The organism is Sphingomonas baiyangensis (genome assembly GCF_005144715.1).
GTDB lineage: Bacteria > Pseudomonadota > Alphaproteobacteria > Sphingomonadales > Sphingomonadaceae > Sphingomonas > Sphingomonas baiyangensis.
The window spans coordinates 409,601-428,122 of sequence record NZ_SWKR01000001.1; the positions used below are offsets into that span (position 1 = coordinate 409,601).

An 18,522-nucleotide genomic window follows, 5' to 3' on the forward strand; every position below is an offset into this window, starting at 1 on the left:
CTAGAGTCGTTTTCAGCTGCGCTGAAGCGGCACCTGCCCGCTCCCCCACCCGGCCACCCAGCCAAGCTATTCTCATGGGTGGCCGGGTGGGGGAGCGGGCAGGTGCCGCGCTGTTTCAGCCTTGCTGAAACCAACCCTATCGCCGGCGTCGGCGTCGCTCGCCGGCGTCGTTCTCTTCGCTGACGGGCGCGCGGCGGCGGGGAAAGTATTGCGCGGCCTCCTGCTTGGCGGCAGCGAGCGCCGCTTCGAAGGCGTCCCCCAGCACGCTGGCAGCGGGATCGGGATCGGGATCGGCGATGCCCTCGCCTTCGTCGTCCAGGAAATCGGCATCGGACGCGTCGGGGGAGTCGCTGCCCAGCCGCCGCAGCATGTCGGCGACGGGCGGCGGCTGTGGGGCTGTGGCCGACAGCGCGGGCGCGGCGCGATCGCGGTGGAGATCGCCGTAGCGATCGGGGAAATGCTTGCGCAGCAGGAACATCATCATCGCATCGCTCTGGCGGAAGCGACGACCGATGACGCGGCCCTCGCGATCCCAGACGGGTTCTTCCGACCCGTGGATCGCGCGTTCGAACGCCGCATCGACCAGCGCATGCGCGGCCTGCTGGATCGCGGCATCCCACGCGGCGGCGAAGGCGGCGCCATCGGGCGAGCGGCGCAGCCGGTAGAAGGCCGAGGGCGAGTTGCCGGCAGTCTCGGCGGCGGTGCGCACGCTGCCGGTATCGGCGAGATAGCCGATGAACGCGCGCTGCACCTCGGGCGAGAGGCCGTCGACGCGGGCGCGGCGGGGCACGGGCACCCAGTCATCGGGATCATGCGCGGGCGCGTCGGCGAGCGACGCGGCCGGTGGCGGCGCAGCGACGACGTGCGTGGCGGCGGCATGAACGGGCGGAGCGAGTGCCTTTGCGGCGGCAGGCCGGGTTCGGGTGCGCATCGACGAGAATAAGACAGAAAAGCCGCGTGTAGGACAGCGGAAATGTTGGGGGGTTGGCGGTGTACGATAGCGGCGATGGGTGGCCGGCGATGCAGGTGGCGCGCGGGCGTGGAGTTAAACGACATCCAACGCGCTTGGATTGACATTGGACAAATCATTGGCCAAATAGCGTGCATGCAGGCAGTCAGCTATTCCGAAGCGCGCGAGAACCTCAAGGCGATGATCGACATGGTCGTCGCCGACCGCGCGCCGCTGGCCATCACGCGCCAGCGTGGCGAGGGGGCGGTGCTGATCTCGGCGAGCGAATGGGCTTCGATCGAGGAAACGCTGTATCTGCTGCGTTCGCCGAAGAATGCCGAGCGGCTGCTGGATGCGGTGCGCGGGTTCGACGCCGGGGGCGAGGGCGTGCCCTTCCCGTGAAGGTGGCGTTCTGGCCAACGGCGTGGGACGACTATCGCCACTGGCAGGAACACGACGCGAAGATCGCGGACAAGATCAACACGCTGATCGAGGAATGCCGCCGCCACCCGTTCAAGGGCACCGGCAAACCCGAGCCGCTGGGCGGAAACCTGTCAGGCTGGTGGTCGCGGCGGATCAGCCATGAACATCGGCTGGTGTATCGCGTGGCAGGGAGCGGGGCGGAGCAGGTGTTGCAGGTGGCGCAGTGTCGGTATCATTATTGAGTGATTTTTTGGCTAGCGTTGTTATTCGCTCTATTTCGACTTCGCACCTTACTTGACGAACGTTGCTTGTTTCCCCCAGTATCTTCTGAGGAGGGACCTATGGCATATCCTTACATTCCTAGTGGCGGATTGATACAGACGGCCTTTCAGCAATTCCGAAAATCATTTCCAGCCAAAGTCGACTCCGAGACTCTCAAAAAGCTAGGCATCGCGCCGAGCAATGAGGGTTCGATGATAAATATCATCAAATTTCTCAAATTTACTGATAAAGATAATCAAAGAACTCAAGAGGGCAGCCAGCTTTTCAATACGCATGATGACCAAAAGTTTGGTCAAGCGCTCGAAAATAGCGTAAGATCTTCATACTCTGAGCTATTTGAACTGCATAACGATGGCGCTTGGACGCTTGACCGCGACGCTTTGATATCTTTCTTTCGCAACTCTGACCAAACAAGTGCCGTGACGGGAGCTCGGCAGGCCCTAACATTTCAAACGTTAGCTAGTCTTGCAGGCAAACGGGCTGAACAGGTTTCTAGTCGCACTCCGAACGCGCGTGGAGGAAATATAGAAAAAAAGACATCACCCAAAAACAAAACATCTAACGTAGAGCCAAAAAATTTGAGTTCTTCATCGTTGGATGAAAACAATAAATCCCCTGTCGGACTTACGGTTCGTATCGAAATTAATCTTCCAGCAAACGGCAGCCAAGCTACGTACGATAACATCTTTCAGAGCATTCGAAAGAATCTGCTGAATGATCCAGCTTGATACCCTTGAGCGCATTGCGCGATCGGCCTCACTCTTCACGGAAGAAGCACTAGATGAGACCGATCAAACTCACCCCTTTGACCGCAGAAACATACATGCGAAGATACCTGCGAAGGTGCGCCGCCTATTTGACGACGCGCATTACGCACAGTCTACGTTTGAAGCCTCTAAATTCCTAGACAAGCATATCGCGCGAATGTCTGGCCTAAAAAAATCTGGCGCGGCCCTTATGCAGGAGGCTTTCAAAGAAATATCGCCCACGATTCAGCTAACAGAACTTTCAAACATCAGCCAAATTGATGAGCAAAAAGGCTATCAGTGGTTATTTACTGGATCTGTCTGGGCAATACGAAATCCTCGAGGGCACGAATTTGATGTTCAGGACGACATGGAGAAGTGCTTAGATCACTTAGGCTTTATATCGATGCTAATGCGGCGGCTTGAGGAGGCGGACCAGGCATTTTAGATCATTTGTTAGTCATGCTCGCGCCCACCCGATCCCAGATACAGCTCGCGGCCCATTTTATCATACACGCGGCTCATTTGCGCCATGCCCTCTTCAGCTTCTTCGCTGGTCACAGGCCCCGCCCCTCCCGCGAGCGGGACGGGGGAAGACGCTAGGAAGCTCTCCACCCCCGCATTCTGCTTCGCCGCAAAATCCCTCACCTCTTGGGTGATCTTCATCGAGCAGAATTTCGGGCCGCACATCGAGCAGAAATGCGCGGTCTTGGCGCCCTCCGCCGGCAGCGTCTGGTCGTGATACTGCTCCGCCGTGTCGGGGTCGAGCGACAGGTTGAACTGGTCGCGCCAGCGGAACTCGAAGCGGGCGCGGCTCAGCGCGTCGTCGCGCATTTTCGCCGCCGGATGGCCCTTGGCGAGATCGGCGGCGTGGGCGGCGAGCTTGTAGGTGACGACGCCGACCTTCACGTCGTCGCGGTCGGGCAGGCCCAGATGTTCCTTGGGCGTGACGTAGCAGAGCATCGCGGTGCCGTACCAGCCGATCATCGCGGCACCGATGCCGCTGGTGATATGGTCGTATCCCGGCGCGATATCGGTGGTGAGCGGCCCGAGCGTATAGAAGGGCGCCTCGCCGCACGCCTCGAGCTGCTTGTCCATGTTCGCCTTGATCTTGTGCATCGGCACATGGCCGGGGCCTTCGATCATCACCTGCACGTCGTGCGCCCAGGCGCGCTTGGTCAGCTCGCCGAGCGTATAGAGCTCGGCGAACTGCGCTTCGTCATTGGCGTCGGCGATGCTGCCGGGGCGCAGGCCATCGCCCAGCGAATAGGCGATGTCATAGGCCTTCATGATCTCGGTGATCTCGTCGAACCGCTCGTAGAGGAAGCTCTCCTTGTGGTGCGCGAGGCACCATTTGGCCATGATCGATCCGCCGCGCGACACGATGCCCGTCACGCGCTTCGCCGTCATCGGGATATAGGGCAGGCGGACGCCGGCATGGATGGTGAAATAGTCGACGCCCTGCTCGGCCTGCTCGATCAGCGTGTCGCGGAAGATCTCCCAGGTCAGCTCCTCGGCGATGCCGCCGACCTTTTCGAGCGCCTGATAGATGGGCACGGTGCCGATCGGGACGGGCGAGTTGCGCAGGATCCATTCGCGCGTGTCGTGGATGTTGCGGCCGGTGGAGAGGTCCATCACGGTATCGGCGCCCCAGCGGATCGCCCAGACGAGCTTGTCGACTTCGGCGGCGACGTTGGAGGCGACGGCCGAGTTGCCGATATTGGCGTTGATCTTGACGAGGAAGTTGCGGCCGATCGCCATCGGCTCGGTTTCGGGGTGGTTGATGTTGTTGGGGATGATCGCGCGGCCGCGCGCGACTTCGTCGCGGACGAATTCGGGGGTGACGTAATCGGGGATGGCGGCGCCGAAGTCCTCGCCGTCGCGCGTGTATTCGGCGAGCATCTCGCGGCCGAGATTCTCGCGCGTGGCGACATATTCCATCTCGGGCGTGATGATGCCGCGGCGGGCATAGTGCATCTGGCTGACGTTCGCGCCGGCACGCGCGCGCAGTACGCGGCGGCGGACATTGGGGAAGGGCTGGACGCCGCCCGACCGGTCAGGGCCGAGCTGGCCATTGTCCTCGGGGCGCAGTTCGCGCTGGTTCACTTCCTCGACATCGCCGCGCGCGCGGATCCAGTCGCGGCGCAGCTCGGGCAGGCCAGCCATGATGTCGATGCGCGCCTGCGGATCGGTATAGGGACCGGAGGGGTCGTAGACGCGCAGCGGCGGCTCGCCCGACGAGGGTTCGAGCACGACCTCGCGCATCGCCACATTGAGCGGGCCGACATGCACCTTGCGGCTGCCGCGAATGGGGCCGGTAGTGACCTTGAGTTCAGTGCGCGCGGGAATATCGGCCATGTTCGTCCACTCCATTCGGAGGGATGCGGGGAACCGGGTGCGGCGCCGCTCCCTCCCTACGCCGGTGTAAGCCGGATCAGGTTCAGCGGGTCGCGGCCGGTCAGCCACCTCTCAACCGCTCGTGCGGTGCCCCGGGGATGCAGGCGTTCTAGGCGTCGGCGGCGGCGCTGTCGAGGGCGGCGTACCAAACGGCATAGGCGGTGTTGCGCGCCATGCGGCGCGTGAGGTCGGGCGTGCCGTCTTCCCACCACACCGGACCACGCTCGCCCAGCGCCCGCTTGGCGGCGTCGACACGCGCGCGTGCCGCCTTGCGCGCGGCATCGTCGGGTGCATCACGGACGGCGCGGCGCGCGTCCATCAGCGCGTCGACATGGCGCTGGCGTTCGACGGGCGACAGGCGCGGGTCGCTGCGCCGCCACAGCCGCCCACGCACCACGATGTAGCGGCCATCGGGCGTGACGGGCGGTTTAGCGCTTGGTCGAGATTTCGGCACCGGCCCGCTCCCCCACCCGGCCACCCACAAGCATATCCTGACGGGTGGCCGGGTGGGGGAGCGGGCCGGTGCCGCCGGGATGCGCCGCCGGCGCATCCGCAAACGGGCTCTTAGAAGCTGTAGGCAAGTCCGAGCGCGCCGAGCCACTGGTCGCGCGAGCCGAGCTGCGTGACGGGGGAATCGCCGAAGTCGCCGCCGAGCCGGCGATAGACGACACCGCCGACGAGTTGCAGACCGCCGGTCAGGTCGCCCGTCAGCGAGCGCGTGGCGGCCATGCCGAGCGTCCAGTTCTTGAAGCCGCCGCCCGCGGTGAACACGGGCAGGCCGCTGCGCGCGGCCTCGGCCGGGGTGACGCTGAAATAGGTGCGGCCATAGCCGCGCTCGACGATCTCGGCCGAGGCGAACAGCCCGACCAGCGCCTTGGTCGACAAGGGCGTGGTGTAGCTGACGGTAGGCGCCCAGATGCCGCTGCTGTGCACGCCCGACACGTCGTGCCGGTAGCTGATCGTCGCCGAGAAGCGATCATAATCGCTGGTGATGACGCCGGTCTTGCCGATGCCGACATAGCCGCCGAGCTCGATAGCGGTGCCGCGCTCGTCGAGCAGCGCCACCTGCGGCTCGTCGATCGCATCGCGGCTGGTGCGGTTGAGATTGACGACGCCGATCGGCCCAGCCTGGATATCCCAGGTCGGCCCGAAGCCATCGCGGATCAGATCGACGCTGAGGCGGTTGCCCGCGAGCAGGAAGCGATAGCCCGACACCTGCCCGATCGCGCCGGGCGCGGGCGTGAAGCCGTAATCGTTCGATCCTTCATAATCGGGGAGCACCGCAAGTGCCGCGCCGACGATGACGAAATCGCCGCGCGGATCGCTCGACACCACCTCCTCGGCGGGGGCGGGCGGCAGCGCGGTCTGCTCCTGCGCGAATGCGGGCGACGCGCCCAGAAGGGCGATAGTGCAAAGGGCGATGCGCAAGGTGATGGAACTCCGAGGGTTTCAGGTGCGAAACGTCGGCGTTCAGTTTTTGCTCCCGCGGCGCATCAAAGCATGTAGCGCATGCGTACGCTTTCGGCCCCCTGCGCGGCATCGAGCGCAAAGCGCGCGGCGGTGAAGCGCGGCGGGCCGAAACCGATGCGCGGGTTGCGCGAGAAGCCGAACCCCTCGCGCGGGATGCCGGCGAAGGTATCAAGCTTCTGGTTGCTGTTCTCGTCGTGGATCACCGCGAGCGCATAGGTGCCGCGCGGCAGGCCCTCATAGGTCACGCGGTGCTGGCCGGCGGGCACGTTACGGCTGATCGCGCGCGCATCGTCGACGCAGGTCGGAAAATTGTCGGGATCGGCAGTCAGGCACAGGCGCAGCGTGCCGCGTGCGTTACGAAGCTGCTCGACCTCGATGCGCAGCTGGCTGACCGGCGTCGCGCCCCCCAGCGCGAGCCCCGCGATCACCAGCGCCGCCGGCCGGCGCAAAGCTGCCCAGCCCCTTGTCGGTGCCGCAGACGCGATCCCAGAAACGGAAATACAACCCATAATTACACCCGTACCGCTCATGATGCCGTTGATGGTGGCTTGCCGTAATCAGCCAGCCCCCCAATGGCCCCCTCACCATGAACCGGGGGAAAACCTCCCACCCCATATGGTTGGTGACACCCATAATGGTCATGATCGCAAGCACAATGCCGAGTGCCGCCACATGGATCGGAATGACGAACACCAGTAGCGGAATTACCACAGCGCCGGTGAGCGCCTCGACCGGGTGGAACGCCATCGCCGCCCAGGCCGTGGGCGGGCGGCTCTGGTGGTGGACGGCATGCGCGATGCGGAACCAGCGCGGCCGGTGCATCCAGCGATGCGTCCAGTAGAACCACGTATCGTGCGCGGCCATGTAAAGCAGCACCGAGACGGGCAGATACCAGAGCGGATATTGCGCGACGTCGGAATAGATGCGCGTCCAGCCAAGGTTCGACCAGCCCCAGGCGACGATGCCCGCGGGCACGCCGTAGATGGCGGCCGACGCCAGACTCCACTTGATCTCGCGCACGATCTGCGCGTCGAGCCCCTTGTACAGCCCCGGCCGCGTGACGCGCGTGGCGAGCGCGAACGCCCCCGAAGTAGCGAGATAGCGCACGCCGACGATCAGCGTCATCGCGAGCGCGGACAGGAGAATGGCAAGCGCGGCGGACATGCGCGCCTTCTATGCGCACGACAGGTTGCTTGCCAGTGAATAGCGCAGGAGCCGGTTGCATGGCGCGCCGCCGTCGGCCAGTCTGCGCCGGGGGGATAAGCCGTTGAACGACAAGGCGACGGGCCGATGGCTGCGAATGCCCGAGCGGCTGCCGCCGCTCAAGGGGCGCTGGCTGCGCGCGTACGAAGTGGTGTTCGCACTGTCGCTGATCGCGGCGCTGGCGGTTGCGGCGATGGGGCTCGGGGAGGCATTCCAGCCGCGCTTCACCTGGCTGAACTACGGGCTGACGGTCAATGTCGCGACCGGCGAGGTCATGGACGCATCGAACGGCGCAGCCGGGCGGACGGCGATCGATCGCGGCGATCGCGTGCTCGCGGTATCGGGCGTTCGCCTCGATCGGCTTTTCGACGACCGGGAGTTGGCATACCGGTTGCTGGACCGGCCGGCGGGCGAGACCGTGGTGTTCACCCTCGCCAAGCGTGACGGCCGCATCGTCCGCTATCGCGCGACAAGCAATCCCGCGGCGACTGCCGCTCGCGCCGAGCAGTGGCGCATGTCGGCAGCAGTGACGCTCATCATGCAGATCGGTTCGCTGATCGCGGCGATATTGCTGTTCCGGCGTCGGCGCGAACCGGTAGCGGCGATCCTCGCGCTCGCTTTCGGCACGATATTGGGCGTGAGCGGCGGGAGCGGCGCATCGCTGCTGTTCGGCTTGAGCCTCGGCCTGCTGCTGTTCGGCTTGAGCCTCGGCCTGCTGCTGTTCGGCGTGCTCGTCTTTCCCGACGGGGCGCTACCGTCGCGGACCAGTCGCATCCTTGCGGTGCTTATCGCGCCCTATTCGCTATTGCCTATAATTCCAGCGCTTGGCGATTACACCGCGCCGGGGTTCGTCGTGCTGGGAAGCGCCGTACTCGTCGTGCAGGCGATGCGCTACCGCCGGATGCGCCAGGGAATCGAGCGACAGCAGATCGGCTGGGCGCTGGGCGCTGGGCGGTTTCGTGCTGGGCACATTGCTGCTTATCGTATCGGCGCTGAGCCACATGGTCGGCCGGGCCATACCCGGCTGGTACCTTTACGCATCACTGATGTCCCCGTTTGCCGGCGCACTCGGCACGCTCACGATCATCGCCGGGCTCACCGTCTCGCTGCTGCGCTACCGCCTGTACGACGCCGAGGCGATGATCGGGCGATCGGCGGTGTATGGCGTGCTGACCTTGGGCTTCGTCGGGCTGTTTGCGGGCGGCGAGAAGCTGATCGAGGCGATGGGCGAAGCCTATTTCGGCCGGCAGCTGGGCGCGCTTTCGGGCGGGCTGGCGGCGGCGGCGGCGGCGGTGCTGATCGTGCCGATGCATCGCCGCGTGAGGGACTGGGCCGAGCGGCGCTTCCAGAAGGATCTGCTGCGGCTGCGCCACGGCCTGCCGCAACTGGTGGGCGACCTGCGCGAGACGGCACCGGTCGAGCGCATCGCCGAGGCGCTGGCCGATGCGGCGATGCAGGGGGTGCGCTCGACACACGCCGCGGTGCTGATCGAAGGCGGGCCGGTTGCGGCACGCGCGATCGCGCCCGAGACCGTAGCGGCGTGGCGCGAGGGCTGCGATCCCGCATGCGAGGATGCCGATACCGCACGGCGCGATACGCTGTTCCCGCTGCGGCTGGCGCTCGGGACGGAGGACACGGGGCATGTCGGCTGGCTGCTGCTGGGGCCGCGCCCCGACGGCAGCAAGCCGGGCAAGGACGAGCGGCAGGTGCTCAGCGAGATTGTCGGGCCGGCGGCGCGCGCACTGTCGATCGCGCGGCAGCGCACCGCGCGAGAGGGCGCGCTGCTGCGGGCGATGCATGCGATCGAGGCGCGGCTGGGCGCGCTCGAGGCGAAGGCGGCGTCGCGAAACGAGGTGCCCTCGCCGGCCTGACCGGCGCCGCGCTATCGCCGCGAGCGGCCGCGCGTCATCGGATCGGGTTTGGGCGGCGGTTTCCAGCCGGGCGGGCGTTCGATGCGGCTGCGGCTCGACCCCAGCCCCATGCCGCCGGGCTGCTGGCGCGCGAGGCCGCTGGTATCGGCGGCAGCGGCATCATTGGCGCTGGCGCCGCCGCGCAGCAGCGCGATGCGGTCGCGCAGCGCGCGCGCCGTTTCGAAATCGAGCGCGGCGGCGGCTTCCTCCATCGCGCGGTGCAGGTCCTCGATGCTCTCGGCCATGCAGCACCAACGCGCCGACGTTCGGCAAGTGCCCTTCCCTCCCCCCGCCTGCCCGCCTAGGGCGGCGCGATGGAGCGATATGACGCTATCGTGCTGGGGGCAGGCGCTGCGGGGATGTGGTGCGCCGCCGTCGCCGGGCAGCGCGGCGCGCGCGTGCTGCTCGTCGATCACAATGCCGAGGCCGGGCGCAAGATCCTTATCTCGGGCGGCGGACGCTGCAACTTCACCAATATCCACACCGCGCCCGATCGCTTCCTTTCGGCCAATCCGCATTTCGCCAAATCGGCGCTGGCGCGCTACACGCCCGCCGATTTCGTCGCGCTCGTCGATGCGCACGGCATCGCGTGGCACGAGAAAACGCTGGGGCAATTGTTCTGCGATGGATCGGCGCGGCAGGTGGTGGCGATGCTGCTCGCCGAATGCGAGCGCGGGGGCGTGACGTTGCGGCTGGGGCAGACGTTGGGCGAGGTGGCGCATCGCGACGGCGCGTTCGTCGTGACGCTGCCCGGCGGAGACGCGCTGGCGCCGGCACTGGTGATCGCAACGGGCGGGCCGTCGATCCCCAAGATCGGCGCAACGGGCTTCGCCTATGATCTGGCACGGCGCTTCGGGCTCAAGGTCGTCGAGCCGCGGCCCGCGCTGGTGCCGCTGACGTTGGGCGGCGACGAGACGCTGTTTCGCGAATTGTCGGGCGTGGCGGCGCCCGTGGAGGCCCGCGCCGGCAAGGCGGCGTTCCGCGAGGCGGCGCTGTTCACGCATCGCGGGCTTTCGGGGCCGGCGATCCTCCAGGCGTCATCCTACTGGCGGCACGGCGAGGCGGTGGGCATCGACTTCCTGCCCGAGCGCGGCGATGGCTGGCTGATCGAGGCCAAGGCGCGCCAGCCGCGCGCGACGCTACGTCGCACGCTGGGCGAGGCGCTGCCCGAGCGACTGGCGGGCGTGCTCGCCGACCGGCTCGAGGCGCCCGAGGGGCCGCTTGCCGGCTGCACCGACCGCGCGCTGGCGGCGATCGAGGCGCGGCTGGCCGACTGGCGCTTCCACCCCAATGGCAGCGAGGGCTTCGCCAAGGCCGAAGTCACCGCCGGCGGCATCGCCACCGCGGGGCTATCGTCGCGCAGCATGGAAGCGACGCGCGTGCCGGGCCTGTATGCCATCGGCGAGGCGGTGGACGTGACGGGGTGGCTGGGCGGCTATAATTTTCAGTGGGCATGGGCGAGCGGCCATGCGGCGGGCGTGGCGATCGCCGAGCGCGGCTGACGAACCGCCTCGCTGGCATTCTATCGCTCCGAGGGCTGTCCGCTTTTGACGATCGTCAATGCGCGGGCATGCGGCGCGCGCGATGACGGCGACAGCCAAGGAGGTCGTCGTCATGCCGCATTCCGTTCCCGCCCGCCCCGCCATGCGCCGCAACCGCGACGAGCGCAGCTTCGGGCTGCATCCGGCGCTCTTCGTGGCGACGATCGCGGCCTATCTGATCTTCCTCGCGATCATGGGGGCGGCGTTCATGAACGGCGAGCTGGTGATCCCGTTCGCCATCTTCGTCATCTATATCGCCATGGCGTTCGGCACGCCGCAGCTCTGGGCCCGGATGACCGAGCCGCGCGGCGGCCGCTTCGCGACCTGGGGCGAGTTTCTGGACGAGGGCATCGAGACGGGCTCGGGCAAGCTGTCGGGCATGGCGGCGGTTGCGCAGGTGATGACGCTTCCGGTGCTGATCGTGGCGTGGGGGGCCATCGTGGCGGGCATCGCCGCGTCGGTCTGACGCGGGTACGAATGCCGCCGCGCCGCGTCAGGCGGTCAGCGAACGGAGCCGCGCGGGGTCGACCAGCTCGATCCCGCGCGCGCCGATGCGACGGACCAGGCCGGCAGCCTCGAGCGCCGAGAACTGCCGGCTGACGGTTTCGATCGTCAGCCCGGTCAGCCCCGCGATCTCGCCACGCGACAAGGGCAGGTCGAAGCACACGAGCGGGTGACAGCCGGGCCCTGCGGCGCGCGCGAAGGCCAGCAGCAGCCCCGCGACGCGGCCCCTGGCCTCGCGCCGGCCGATCAGATCGGCCAGCTCGCGCGCCGCGTCCAGATCGGCGAGCGTGCGGTCGAGCACGGCGCGGACGAGCGCGGGCTCGTCTGCCATCAGAGTTTCGAATTCGGCACGCGCGAACACGCACAGCCGGCTGTCGGTAAGCGCGACGGCGTCGTAGCGCATCTGCGGCGCGAACAGCCGCCCGAGCATCCCCGCGGGATGCACCAGCGCGACGATGCGCTCGATACCCGCCGCATCGGTGAGCGAAAGCTTGGCCGCGCCTTCGACGAGCGTGGCGCAGACGATGCTGTCGTCGCCGGCGGCGAAGATCGTCTCGCCGCGCGCGACCCGGCGATGCCGCCCCGCACGCGCCAGCCTGTCGAGCGCCGCCGGATCGAGCACCGCGCAGATCGCCTCGTCACGCACCGGACATTCGGCGCACGCGGCGGGAACGGCACTGGTGGCGGCAGGCTCGGCGGACATGGCGCCATCCTAGCGCAACGGCGGACCGCAGGCGACCATCGGTGAACCAATCGCCCGTTCGCCGGTTCAGACGCGTTCGATGCCTTTATCTGGATCAAGCGCATGCTGAGGATGAACGACGGCCGCGACATTCCGGCGCTTGGCTATGGCACCTACCAGATTCCCGATGCGCAGGCGGGGATCATCGTGCGCCGCGCGATCGACGCAGGCTATGCGCTGGTCGATACCGCCGCGATCTATGGCAACGAGCGCGGCGTGGGCGACGCGGTGAAGGGCGAGGACGTGTTCGTCACCACCAAGCTGTGGAACGACCGGCACGGCGATGCCGCCGCCGCGCTCGACGAGAGCCTGGCGCTGCTCGGCCTCGATGCCGTCGACCTCTATCTGATCCACTGGCCAGTGCCCGAGGCGGGCGGCTTCGTCGATGCGTGGAACGCGCTGATCGATCTGCGCGCAGCGGGCAAGGCGCGCTCGATCGGCGTGTCGAACTTCCTGCCCGAGCATATCGAGGCGATCGTCGAGGCGACGGGCGTGACGCCGGCGGTCAACCAGATCGAGCTGCATCCGCACTTCCAGCAGCGCGAAGCGCGCGCCTTTCACGCCGAACACGGCATCGTCACGCAGAGCTGGAGCCCGCTCGGCCAGGGCGACCTGCTTGCCGACCCGGCAATCGTCGCTATCGCCGAGCGGCATCATGCCTCGGCGGCGCAGGTGGTGCTGGCGTGGCATCTAGCGCACGACCTCTCGGCCATCCCCAAGGCCGCCGACGAGGCGCATATGCGCGACAATCGCCGCGCGACCGACGTGGCGCTCGAGGCGCACGACATCGAGGCGATCGATGCGCTTGATCGAGAGGATGGAAGGATCGGACCCAATCCCCGGACGTTCGGGATGTGAAGTGCGGGCGCCGGTCTGGCGCGCGACCTCCCCGAAGGAATTACCATGCAAGACCGCAACCCCGGCAACGGCGGCGAAACGCATCAGCAGGCGACGGGCGACGCCCCCGTGCTCACCACCAACCACGGCGTGCCGATCAGCGACAACCAGAACAGCCTGAAATCGGGCGCGCGCGGGCCGACGCTGCTCGAGGACTTCGTCCTTCGCGAGAAGATCTTCCACTTCGATCACGAGCGTATCCCCGAGCGCATCGTTCATGCGCGCGGATCGGGCGCGCATGGCGTGTTCGAGGCGACCGACGACGTTAGCGACCTGAGCAAGGCGGCGGTGTTCACCAAGGGCGAGAAGACCGAGGTGTTCGTGCGCTTCTCGACGGTGGCAGGCGGCGCCGGATCGGTCGACACGCCGCGCGACGTGCGCGGCTTCGCGGTGAAATTCTACACCCGCGAGGGCAATTGGGACCTGGTGGGCAACAACATCCCGGTGTTCTTCATCCAGGACGCGATCAAGTTTCCCGATCTGGTTCATGCGGTGAAGATGGAGGCCGATCGCGCCTATCCGCAGGCAGGCAGCGCGCACGACACCTTCTGGGACTGGGCGAGCCTGATGCCCGAGACGACGCACATGCTGATGTGGGCGATGAGCGACCGCACGCTGCCGCGCAGCCTGCGCACGATGGAAGGCTTCGGCGTCCACACCTTCAAGCTGGTGAACGATGGCGGCAAGGCCAGTTTCGTCAAGTTTCACTGGAAGCCCGTGCTCGGTCTGCAATCGACGATCTGGGACGAGGCGCTGAAGCTGCAGGCCGCCGACAACGACTATCATCGCCGCGACCTGTGGGAAGCGATCGACAGCGGCGACTTTCCCGAATGGGAGCTCGGCATCCAGGTGTTCGACGAGGAATTCGCGCGCGCGCAGCCCTATGACGTGCTCGACGCGACCAAGCTGATCCCCGAGGACGACGTGCCCGTGCGGATCATCGGCAAGCTGACGCTCAACCGCAATCCAGACAATTTCTTCGCCGAGACCGAGCAGGTGGCGTTCCTGCCAACCAATGTGGTGCCGGGCATCGACTTCTCGAACGATCCGCTGCTGCAGGGCCGGCTGTTCAGCTATCTCGACACGCAGAATTCGCGGCTGGGAACGACCAATTTCCACCAGATCCCGATCAACGCGCCGCGCTGCCCGTTCGGCAATTTCCAGCGCGACGGCAAGATGCAGACGCATGTCCCCAAGGGCCGCGCCAATTACGAGCCCAACAGCCTGGCCGAGTTCGGCGAGGATGGCGGGCCGCGCGAAAGTCCGAAGCGCGGCTTCGCGACGGTGAATGCCGCGACGGGCGACGACGAGCAGGGCGACAAGCTGCGTGTGCGCGCCGAACTGTTCGCCGACCATTACAGCCAGGCGCGGCTGTTCTACCGCTCGCAGGACGCGCACGAGCAGGCGCATATCGCATCGTCGTTCGTGTTCGAGCTGTCGAAGGTCGGGCTAGAAGCGGTGCGGCCGCGCATGGTGGCCAATCTGCGCAACGTCGACGAGGAGCTGGCGCAGCGCGTCGCCGACGGGCTGGCGATCGACCTGCCCGAAAAGGCCGAGGCGGCGCGCGCGCCCGTCGACATGGCGCCTTCGGACGCGCTGTCGATCCACAAGAACATGAAGGCCACGCTCAAGGGCCGCGCGGTGGGCATCCTGATCGCCGACGGCACCGATGCAGGCGACTTGGCCAAGGTAAAGGATGCGGTCGAGGCGGCCGGCGCCAAGGCAGTGATCGTCGCGCCCAAGGTGGGCGGCGCCAAGCTCTCCGACGGCAAGACGCAGAAGGCCGACGGCCAGCTTGCCGGATCGCCCAGCCAGATCTTCGATGCGGTTGCGATCGTGCTATCGGAAGAAGGCTGCAAGACGCTGTGCAGGGAAGGTGCGGCGGTGCAGTTCGCGATGGATGCGTTCGGGCATCTGAAGGCGATCGGCGCGAACGAAGCCGCGCAGCCGCTGCTCGACAAGGCCGGCGTCGAAGCCGATGACGGCGTGACGGGGCTCGGCGAGGACTTCATCGAAGCCGCCAAGCACCGGTTCTACGATCGCGAGCCCAAGGTGCGCATGCTCGCCTGAGACGCGTGCTCCGTGCGGCGGCGCGATCCGTCGCACGGGGACCGTCCTTCGTCCCCTTTCGCACGCCCGCGATCCCGGCTAGGCGAGGACGATGCCGTCCACCATCCGCTGCAATGTCGCCATCGTGGGTGCGGGCCTGGCCGGCGCATTGATCGCGCTCGCGCTGCGCGAGACGCGCCCCGGCCTCGACGTGCGGCTGATCGACGGCGCCAATCGCGTCGGCGGCAACCACATCTGGTCGTTCTTCGCCGCCGACATCGCCGATGCCGATCGCTGGATCGTCGCGCCGCTCGTCACCTGGGGCTGGGATCGCTATGCGATCGCCTTCCCCGCGCATGGTCGCAGCATCGAGGCGCCCTATTTCAGCATCGATTCGCAGCGGCTCGACCGCGTGGTACGCGAGAAGCTGCCGGCGCAGGCGCTGATGCTCGGCCGGCGCGTGCTGGCGGCGAGCGCAAGCGCAGTGGTGATGGCCGATGGCGACCGCATCGAGGCCGATGGCGTGATCGATTGCCGCGGCGCGGGCGACCTTTCGTTCTTCGAGATGGGCTGGCAGAAATTCGTCGGCGAGGAACTGGCGCTCGCGGCACCGCATGACGCGTCCGATCCGATGGTGATGGACGCGACGGTCGAGCAGCATGACGGCTATCGCTTCGTCTATTGCCTGCCCTTCGCCGAACGGCGGATGTTCGTCGAGGACACCTATTACAGCGACACGCCCGAGATCGCACATGGCACCAACAGCTCGCGCATCGCCGACTATGCGGCCGCGCGCGGCTGGCAGGTCGAGCGCGTCGTGCGCCAGGAAGCCGGCGCGCTGCCGGTGGTGTGGGCGGGCGATTTCGACGGATATTGGCAGTCAGGCGGCAAGGGCGTGGCCAAGGCGGGGATGCGCGGCGGGCTGTTCCACCCGCTGACGGGCTATTCGCTGCCCGATGCGGTGCGCACCGCCGCGATGCTGGCGCGGCTGACCGACTATACTGGCACCGGCCTGCACGCGGCGACGCACGCGGCGGCGGCGCGTACGTGGCGCGAGCGCGGCTTCTACCGGATGCTGACGGCGATGCTGTTCAAGGCCGCCGAGCCCGAGGAACGCTGGCGCGTGCTCGAGCGCTTCTACCGCCTCGACGCCCGTCTGGTCAGCCGTTTCTATGCCGGGCGTTCGACCATGTTCGACAAGATGCGCGTGCTGACCGGCAAGCCGCCGGTGCCGATCGGCCGCGCGATTGCCGCCATCCGGGAGTCAAGACAGTGAAGACCGCAGCAGTGATCGGCGCAGGGTTCGGCGGGCTGGCGCTCGCCATCCGCCTGCAATCGGCGGGCATCCAGACGACGATCCTCGAAAGCCGCGACAAGCCCGGCGGGCGCGCCTATTATTGGGAGCGCGACGGCTTCGTCTTCGATGCCGGCCCCACCGTCATCACCGCGCCCGAGGCGTTGCAGGAACTCTGGGCATTGTCGGGCCACGACATGGCCGCCGATGTCGAGCTACTGCCGGTCAACCCCTTCTACCGGCTCAACTGGCCCGACGGCACCAATTTCGACTATACCAACGACGATGCGGTGCTGCGCCAGGAGATCGGCAAGCTCGATCCCGCCGACATCGCGGGCTATGCGCGCTTCCTCGAATATTCGCGCGGCGTGTACGAGGAGGGCTATGTCAAGCTCGGCTCGAAGGCGTTCCTCGACTTCGGATCGATGCTGAAGGCAGCACCCGCGCTGGCCAAATACCAGGCGTGGCGATCGGTCTATTCGATCGTCGCAGGGTTCGTGAAGAACGAGAAGCTGCGGCAGGCCCTGAGCTTCCATACGCTGCTGGTGGGCGGCGACCCGATGAAGACGTCGAGCATCTATGCGCTGATCCACAAGCTGGAGCGCGATGGCGGCGTGTGGTTCGCCAAGGGCGGCACCAACAAGCTGGTAGCGGGGATGGTGCGCCATTTCGAGCGGCTGGGCGGCGAGCTGCGGCTGGGCGACCCGGTGGCGAGCATCGAGACGCTGGGCGACCGCGTGACGGGCGTGACGACGAGGAGCGGTTTCCATGTCGATGTCGACGCCGCGGCATCGAATGCCGACCTGATGCACAGCTACCGCGAATTGCTGTCGGGCTCGCGCAGCGCCAAGCGCACCGCCGCGAGCCTCGAGCGCAAGCGCTTCTCGCCGTCGCTGTTCGTCGTCCATTTCGGCATCAAGGGAACGTGGCCGGGCATTCCGCACCACATGATCCTGTTCGGCCCGCGCTATCAGGGGCTGCTCGCCGACATCTACGACCATGGCGTGCTGAGCGAGGATTTCAGCCTCTATCTGCACCACCCCACCGTCACCGATCCGGCGATGGCGCGCGAGGGACATTCGACCTTCTATGCGCTGGCCCCCGTGCCCCATCAGGGCAAGTTCCCGGCGAACTGGGACGAGATCGCGCCGATGTACGAAAAGCGCATCCTCGACGAGGTGGGGCGCCGGCTGATTCCCGACATCCACGAGCGGATCGTCACCAAGTTCAGCTACACGCCCGCCGACTTCACGCGCGACCTCAACGCGCATCAGGGCAGCGCCTTCAGCCTCGAACCGCTGCTGACGCAGAGCGCCTATTTCCGCGCGCACAACCGCGACGACCATATTCCCAACCTGTATTTCGTCGGCGCGGGCACGCATCCGGGGGCGGGCATTCCGGGCGTAGTGGGAAGCGCCAAGGCGACGGCACAGCTGATGCTCGAGGACCGGCGGTGAAGCGCGTTGCCGTCTATTGCGGATCGGCGACGCCCGCCGATCCCGTCTATATCGAAACTGCGCGCGCCGTGGGGCAGCGGCTGGCCGAGCGCGGCATCGGCGTCGTCTATGGCGGCGGTCGGCTGGGGCTGATGGGCGCGGTGGCCGATGCTGCGCTGGCGGCGGGCGGCGAGGTGATCGGCATCATCCCGCAGGCGCTGGTCGATGCCGAGGTCGCGCATCGCGGCCTCACCGCACTCGAGACCGTCGGCACGATGCACGAGCGCAAGCAGCGCTTCACCGATCTGTCCGACGGGTTTCTGACGATCCCCGGCGGCACCGGCACGATGGACGAACTGTGGGAAGCGATGAGCTGGTCGCAGCTCGGCTATCACGGCGATCCGGTGGGGCTGCTCAACGCGGCGGGCTATTACGACCACCTCGTCGCCTTCGTCGATCACATGGCGGCGGTGGGCTTCCTGCGCCCGCAGCATCGCGACATCCTGATCGTCGACGACGAGCTCGACCGCTTGCTCGACCGGATGGCGGCGTACGAACCGCACACGCCGATCTTCCGCATGGCGCGCGAGGAGCTGTGAGGCGCGATCGCATGCCTTCGCCGTTCGCCGGCTGAGGAAGAACAGTGCATCGACAGGCTCAGCGCGAACGGGGAAACCGG

21 protein-coding genes and 1 riboswitch are annotated in these 18,522 nt (G+C 66.9%); of the genes, 12 read left to right on the forward strand and 9 right to left on the reverse strand.

Annotated elements, in window-relative coordinates:
- Positions 1-136: 136 nt before the first annotated feature.
- A complete protein-coding gene (locus FBR43_RS02005; protein WP_136941553.1) occupies positions 137-931 on the reverse strand; it encodes a hypothetical protein in 795 nt (264 codons plus the stop codon).
- A 174-nt stretch (positions 932-1,105) separates the two neighbouring features.
- On the opposite strand from FBR43_RS02005, the gene FBR43_RS02010 reads away from it, so the two are divergent.
- From FBR43_RS02010 to FBR43_RS02025, 4 genes are all read left to right on the forward strand, one after another.
- Complete coding sequence (locus tag FBR43_RS02010; RefSeq protein ID WP_136941554.1) at positions 1,106-1,351, forward strand: type II toxin-antitoxin system Phd/YefM family antitoxin; 246 nt, start codon at positions 1,106-1,108, stop codon at positions 1,349-1,351.
- The gene (locus tag FBR43_RS02015) at positions 1,348-1,614 is read left to right on the forward strand and encodes a Txe/YoeB family addiction module toxin (RefSeq protein WP_136941555.1); all 267 of its coding nucleotides are present in this window, start codon (positions 1,348-1,350) and stop codon (positions 1,612-1,614) included. Before FBR43_RS02010 ends, FBR43_RS02015 begins: the two co-directional genes overlap by 4 nt.
- A 99-nt stretch (positions 1,615-1,713) precedes the next feature.
- On the forward strand, positions 1,714-2,382 hold the full coding sequence (locus tag FBR43_RS02020) for a DUF5343 domain-containing protein (RefSeq protein ID WP_136941556.1): 669 nt from the start codon (positions 1,714-1,716) through the stop codon (positions 2,380-2,382).
- Positions 2,369-2,848 (forward strand): TIGR02391 family protein, encoded by a 480-nt coding sequence (locus tag FBR43_RS02025; RefSeq protein WP_136941557.1) that lies wholly within the window; start codon positions 2,369-2,371, stop codon positions 2,846-2,848. The genes FBR43_RS02020 and FBR43_RS02025 overlap by 14 nt, the downstream gene beginning before the upstream one ends.
- A gap of 8 nt (positions 2,849-2,856) precedes the next feature.
- On the opposite strand, the gene thiC is transcribed toward FBR43_RS02025, so the two are convergent.
- The 6 genes from thiC to FBR43_RS16020 form a co-directional block, all read right to left on the reverse strand.
- Positions 2,857-4,758: a phosphomethylpyrimidine synthase ThiC gene (gene thiC, locus FBR43_RS02030; RefSeq protein ID WP_136941558.1), complete on the reverse strand. Its 1,902-nt coding sequence runs from the start codon at positions 4,756-4,758 to the stop codon at positions 2,857-2,859.
- Positions 4,759-4,794: 36 nt separating this feature from the next.
- Positions 4,795-4,902: riboswitch (TPP riboswitch) on the reverse strand.
- 4 nt (positions 4,903-4,906) lie between these two features.
- Positions 4,907-5,251: a hypothetical protein gene (locus tag FBR43_RS02035; protein WP_136941559.1), complete on the reverse strand. Its 345-nt coding sequence runs from the start codon at positions 5,249-5,251 to the stop codon at positions 4,907-4,909.
- 110 nt (positions 5,252-5,361) lie between these two features.
- A complete protein-coding gene (locus FBR43_RS02040) occupies positions 5,362-6,225 on the reverse strand; it encodes a MipA/OmpV family protein (RefSeq protein ID WP_249276401.1) in 864 nt (287 codons plus the stop codon).
- A 65-nt stretch (positions 6,226-6,290) separates the two neighbouring features.
- On the reverse strand, positions 6,291-6,695 hold the full coding sequence (locus FBR43_RS02045; RefSeq protein WP_249276402.1) for a DUF2141 domain-containing protein: 405 nt from the start codon (positions 6,693-6,695) through the stop codon (positions 6,291-6,293).
- Positions 6,622-7,431 carry a sterol desaturase family protein gene (locus FBR43_RS02050; protein WP_136941560.1) on the reverse strand — a complete coding sequence of 270 codons (810 nt, stop codon included), beginning with the start codon at positions 7,429-7,431 and terminating at the stop codon, positions 6,622-6,624. The genes FBR43_RS02045 and FBR43_RS02050 overlap by 74 nt, the downstream gene beginning before the upstream one ends.
- Positions 7,432-7,929: 498 nt before the next feature.
- Positions 7,930-8,244 (reverse strand): hypothetical protein, encoded by a 315-nt coding sequence (locus FBR43_RS16020; protein WP_169542438.1) that lies wholly within the window; start codon positions 8,242-8,244, stop codon positions 7,930-7,932.
- Positions 8,245-8,516: 272 nt separating this feature from the next.
- Here FBR43_RS16020 and FBR43_RS02055 point away from each other — a divergent pair, with 272 nt between their 5' ends.
- Entirely contained in the window at positions 8,517-9,341 is an 825-nt protein-coding gene (locus tag FBR43_RS02055) for a hypothetical protein (protein ID WP_136941561.1), read from the forward strand.
- Positions 9,342-9,352: 11 nt separating this feature from the next.
- Here the strand turns inward: FBR43_RS02055 and FBR43_RS02060 are convergent, their stop codons facing one another.
- Positions 9,353-9,625, reverse strand: coding sequence for a UvrB/UvrC motif-containing protein (locus FBR43_RS02060; protein ID WP_136941562.1), 273 nt, complete (start codon positions 9,623-9,625; stop codon positions 9,353-9,355).
- 69 nt (positions 9,626-9,694) lie between these two features.
- Here FBR43_RS02060 and FBR43_RS02065 point away from each other — a divergent pair, with 69 nt between their 5' ends.
- Both FBR43_RS02065 and FBR43_RS02070 read left to right on the forward strand, forming a co-directional pair.
- Positions 9,695-10,882: a BaiN/RdsA family NAD(P)/FAD-dependent oxidoreductase gene (locus FBR43_RS02065; RefSeq protein WP_136941563.1), complete on the forward strand. Its 1,188-nt coding sequence runs from the start codon at positions 9,695-9,697 to the stop codon at positions 10,880-10,882.
- Between the two features lie 112 nt (positions 10,883-10,994).
- Complete coding sequence (locus FBR43_RS02070) at positions 10,995-11,387, forward strand: hypothetical protein (protein ID WP_136941564.1); 393 nt, start codon at positions 10,995-10,997, stop codon at positions 11,385-11,387.
- Positions 11,388-11,414: 27 nt separating this feature from the next.
- On the opposite strand, the gene FBR43_RS02075 is transcribed toward FBR43_RS02070, so the two are convergent.
- Positions 11,415-12,128, reverse strand: coding sequence for a Crp/Fnr family transcriptional regulator (locus FBR43_RS02075; protein ID WP_136941565.1), 714 nt, complete (start codon positions 12,126-12,128; stop codon positions 11,415-11,417).
- Between the two features lie 102 nt (positions 12,129-12,230).
- Between FBR43_RS02075 and FBR43_RS02080 the strand changes: the two genes are divergently transcribed.
- The 5 genes from FBR43_RS02080 (at position 12,231) to FBR43_RS02100 (ending at position 18,442) form a co-directional block, all read left to right on the forward strand.
- Positions 12,231-13,025: an aldo/keto reductase gene (locus FBR43_RS02080; RefSeq protein ID WP_136941566.1), complete on the forward strand. Its 795-nt coding sequence runs from the start codon at positions 12,231-12,233 to the stop codon at positions 13,023-13,025.
- Positions 13,026-13,070: 45 nt separating this feature from the next.
- Positions 13,071-15,134 carry a catalase gene (locus tag FBR43_RS02085; protein WP_136941567.1) on the forward strand — a complete coding sequence of 688 codons (2,064 nt, stop codon included), beginning with the start codon at positions 13,071-13,073 and terminating at the stop codon, positions 15,132-15,134.
- 91 nt (positions 15,135-15,225) lie between these two features.
- Positions 15,226-16,389, forward strand: a complete 1,164-nt coding sequence (gene crtY, locus FBR43_RS02090) for a lycopene beta-cyclase CrtY (RefSeq protein ID WP_136941568.1) — start codon at positions 15,226-15,228, stop codon at positions 16,387-16,389.
- A complete protein-coding gene (locus FBR43_RS02095; protein ID WP_136941569.1) occupies positions 16,386-17,864 on the forward strand; it encodes a phytoene desaturase in 1,479 nt (492 codons plus the stop codon). Before crtY ends, FBR43_RS02095 begins: the two co-directional genes overlap by 4 nt.
- Positions 17,861-18,442 carry an LOG family protein gene (locus FBR43_RS02100; RefSeq protein WP_136941570.1) on the forward strand — a complete coding sequence of 194 codons (582 nt, stop codon included), beginning with the start codon at positions 17,861-17,863 and terminating at the stop codon, positions 18,440-18,442. Before FBR43_RS02095 ends, FBR43_RS02100 begins: the two co-directional genes overlap by 4 nt.
- Positions 18,443-18,522 lie beyond the last annotated feature (80 nt).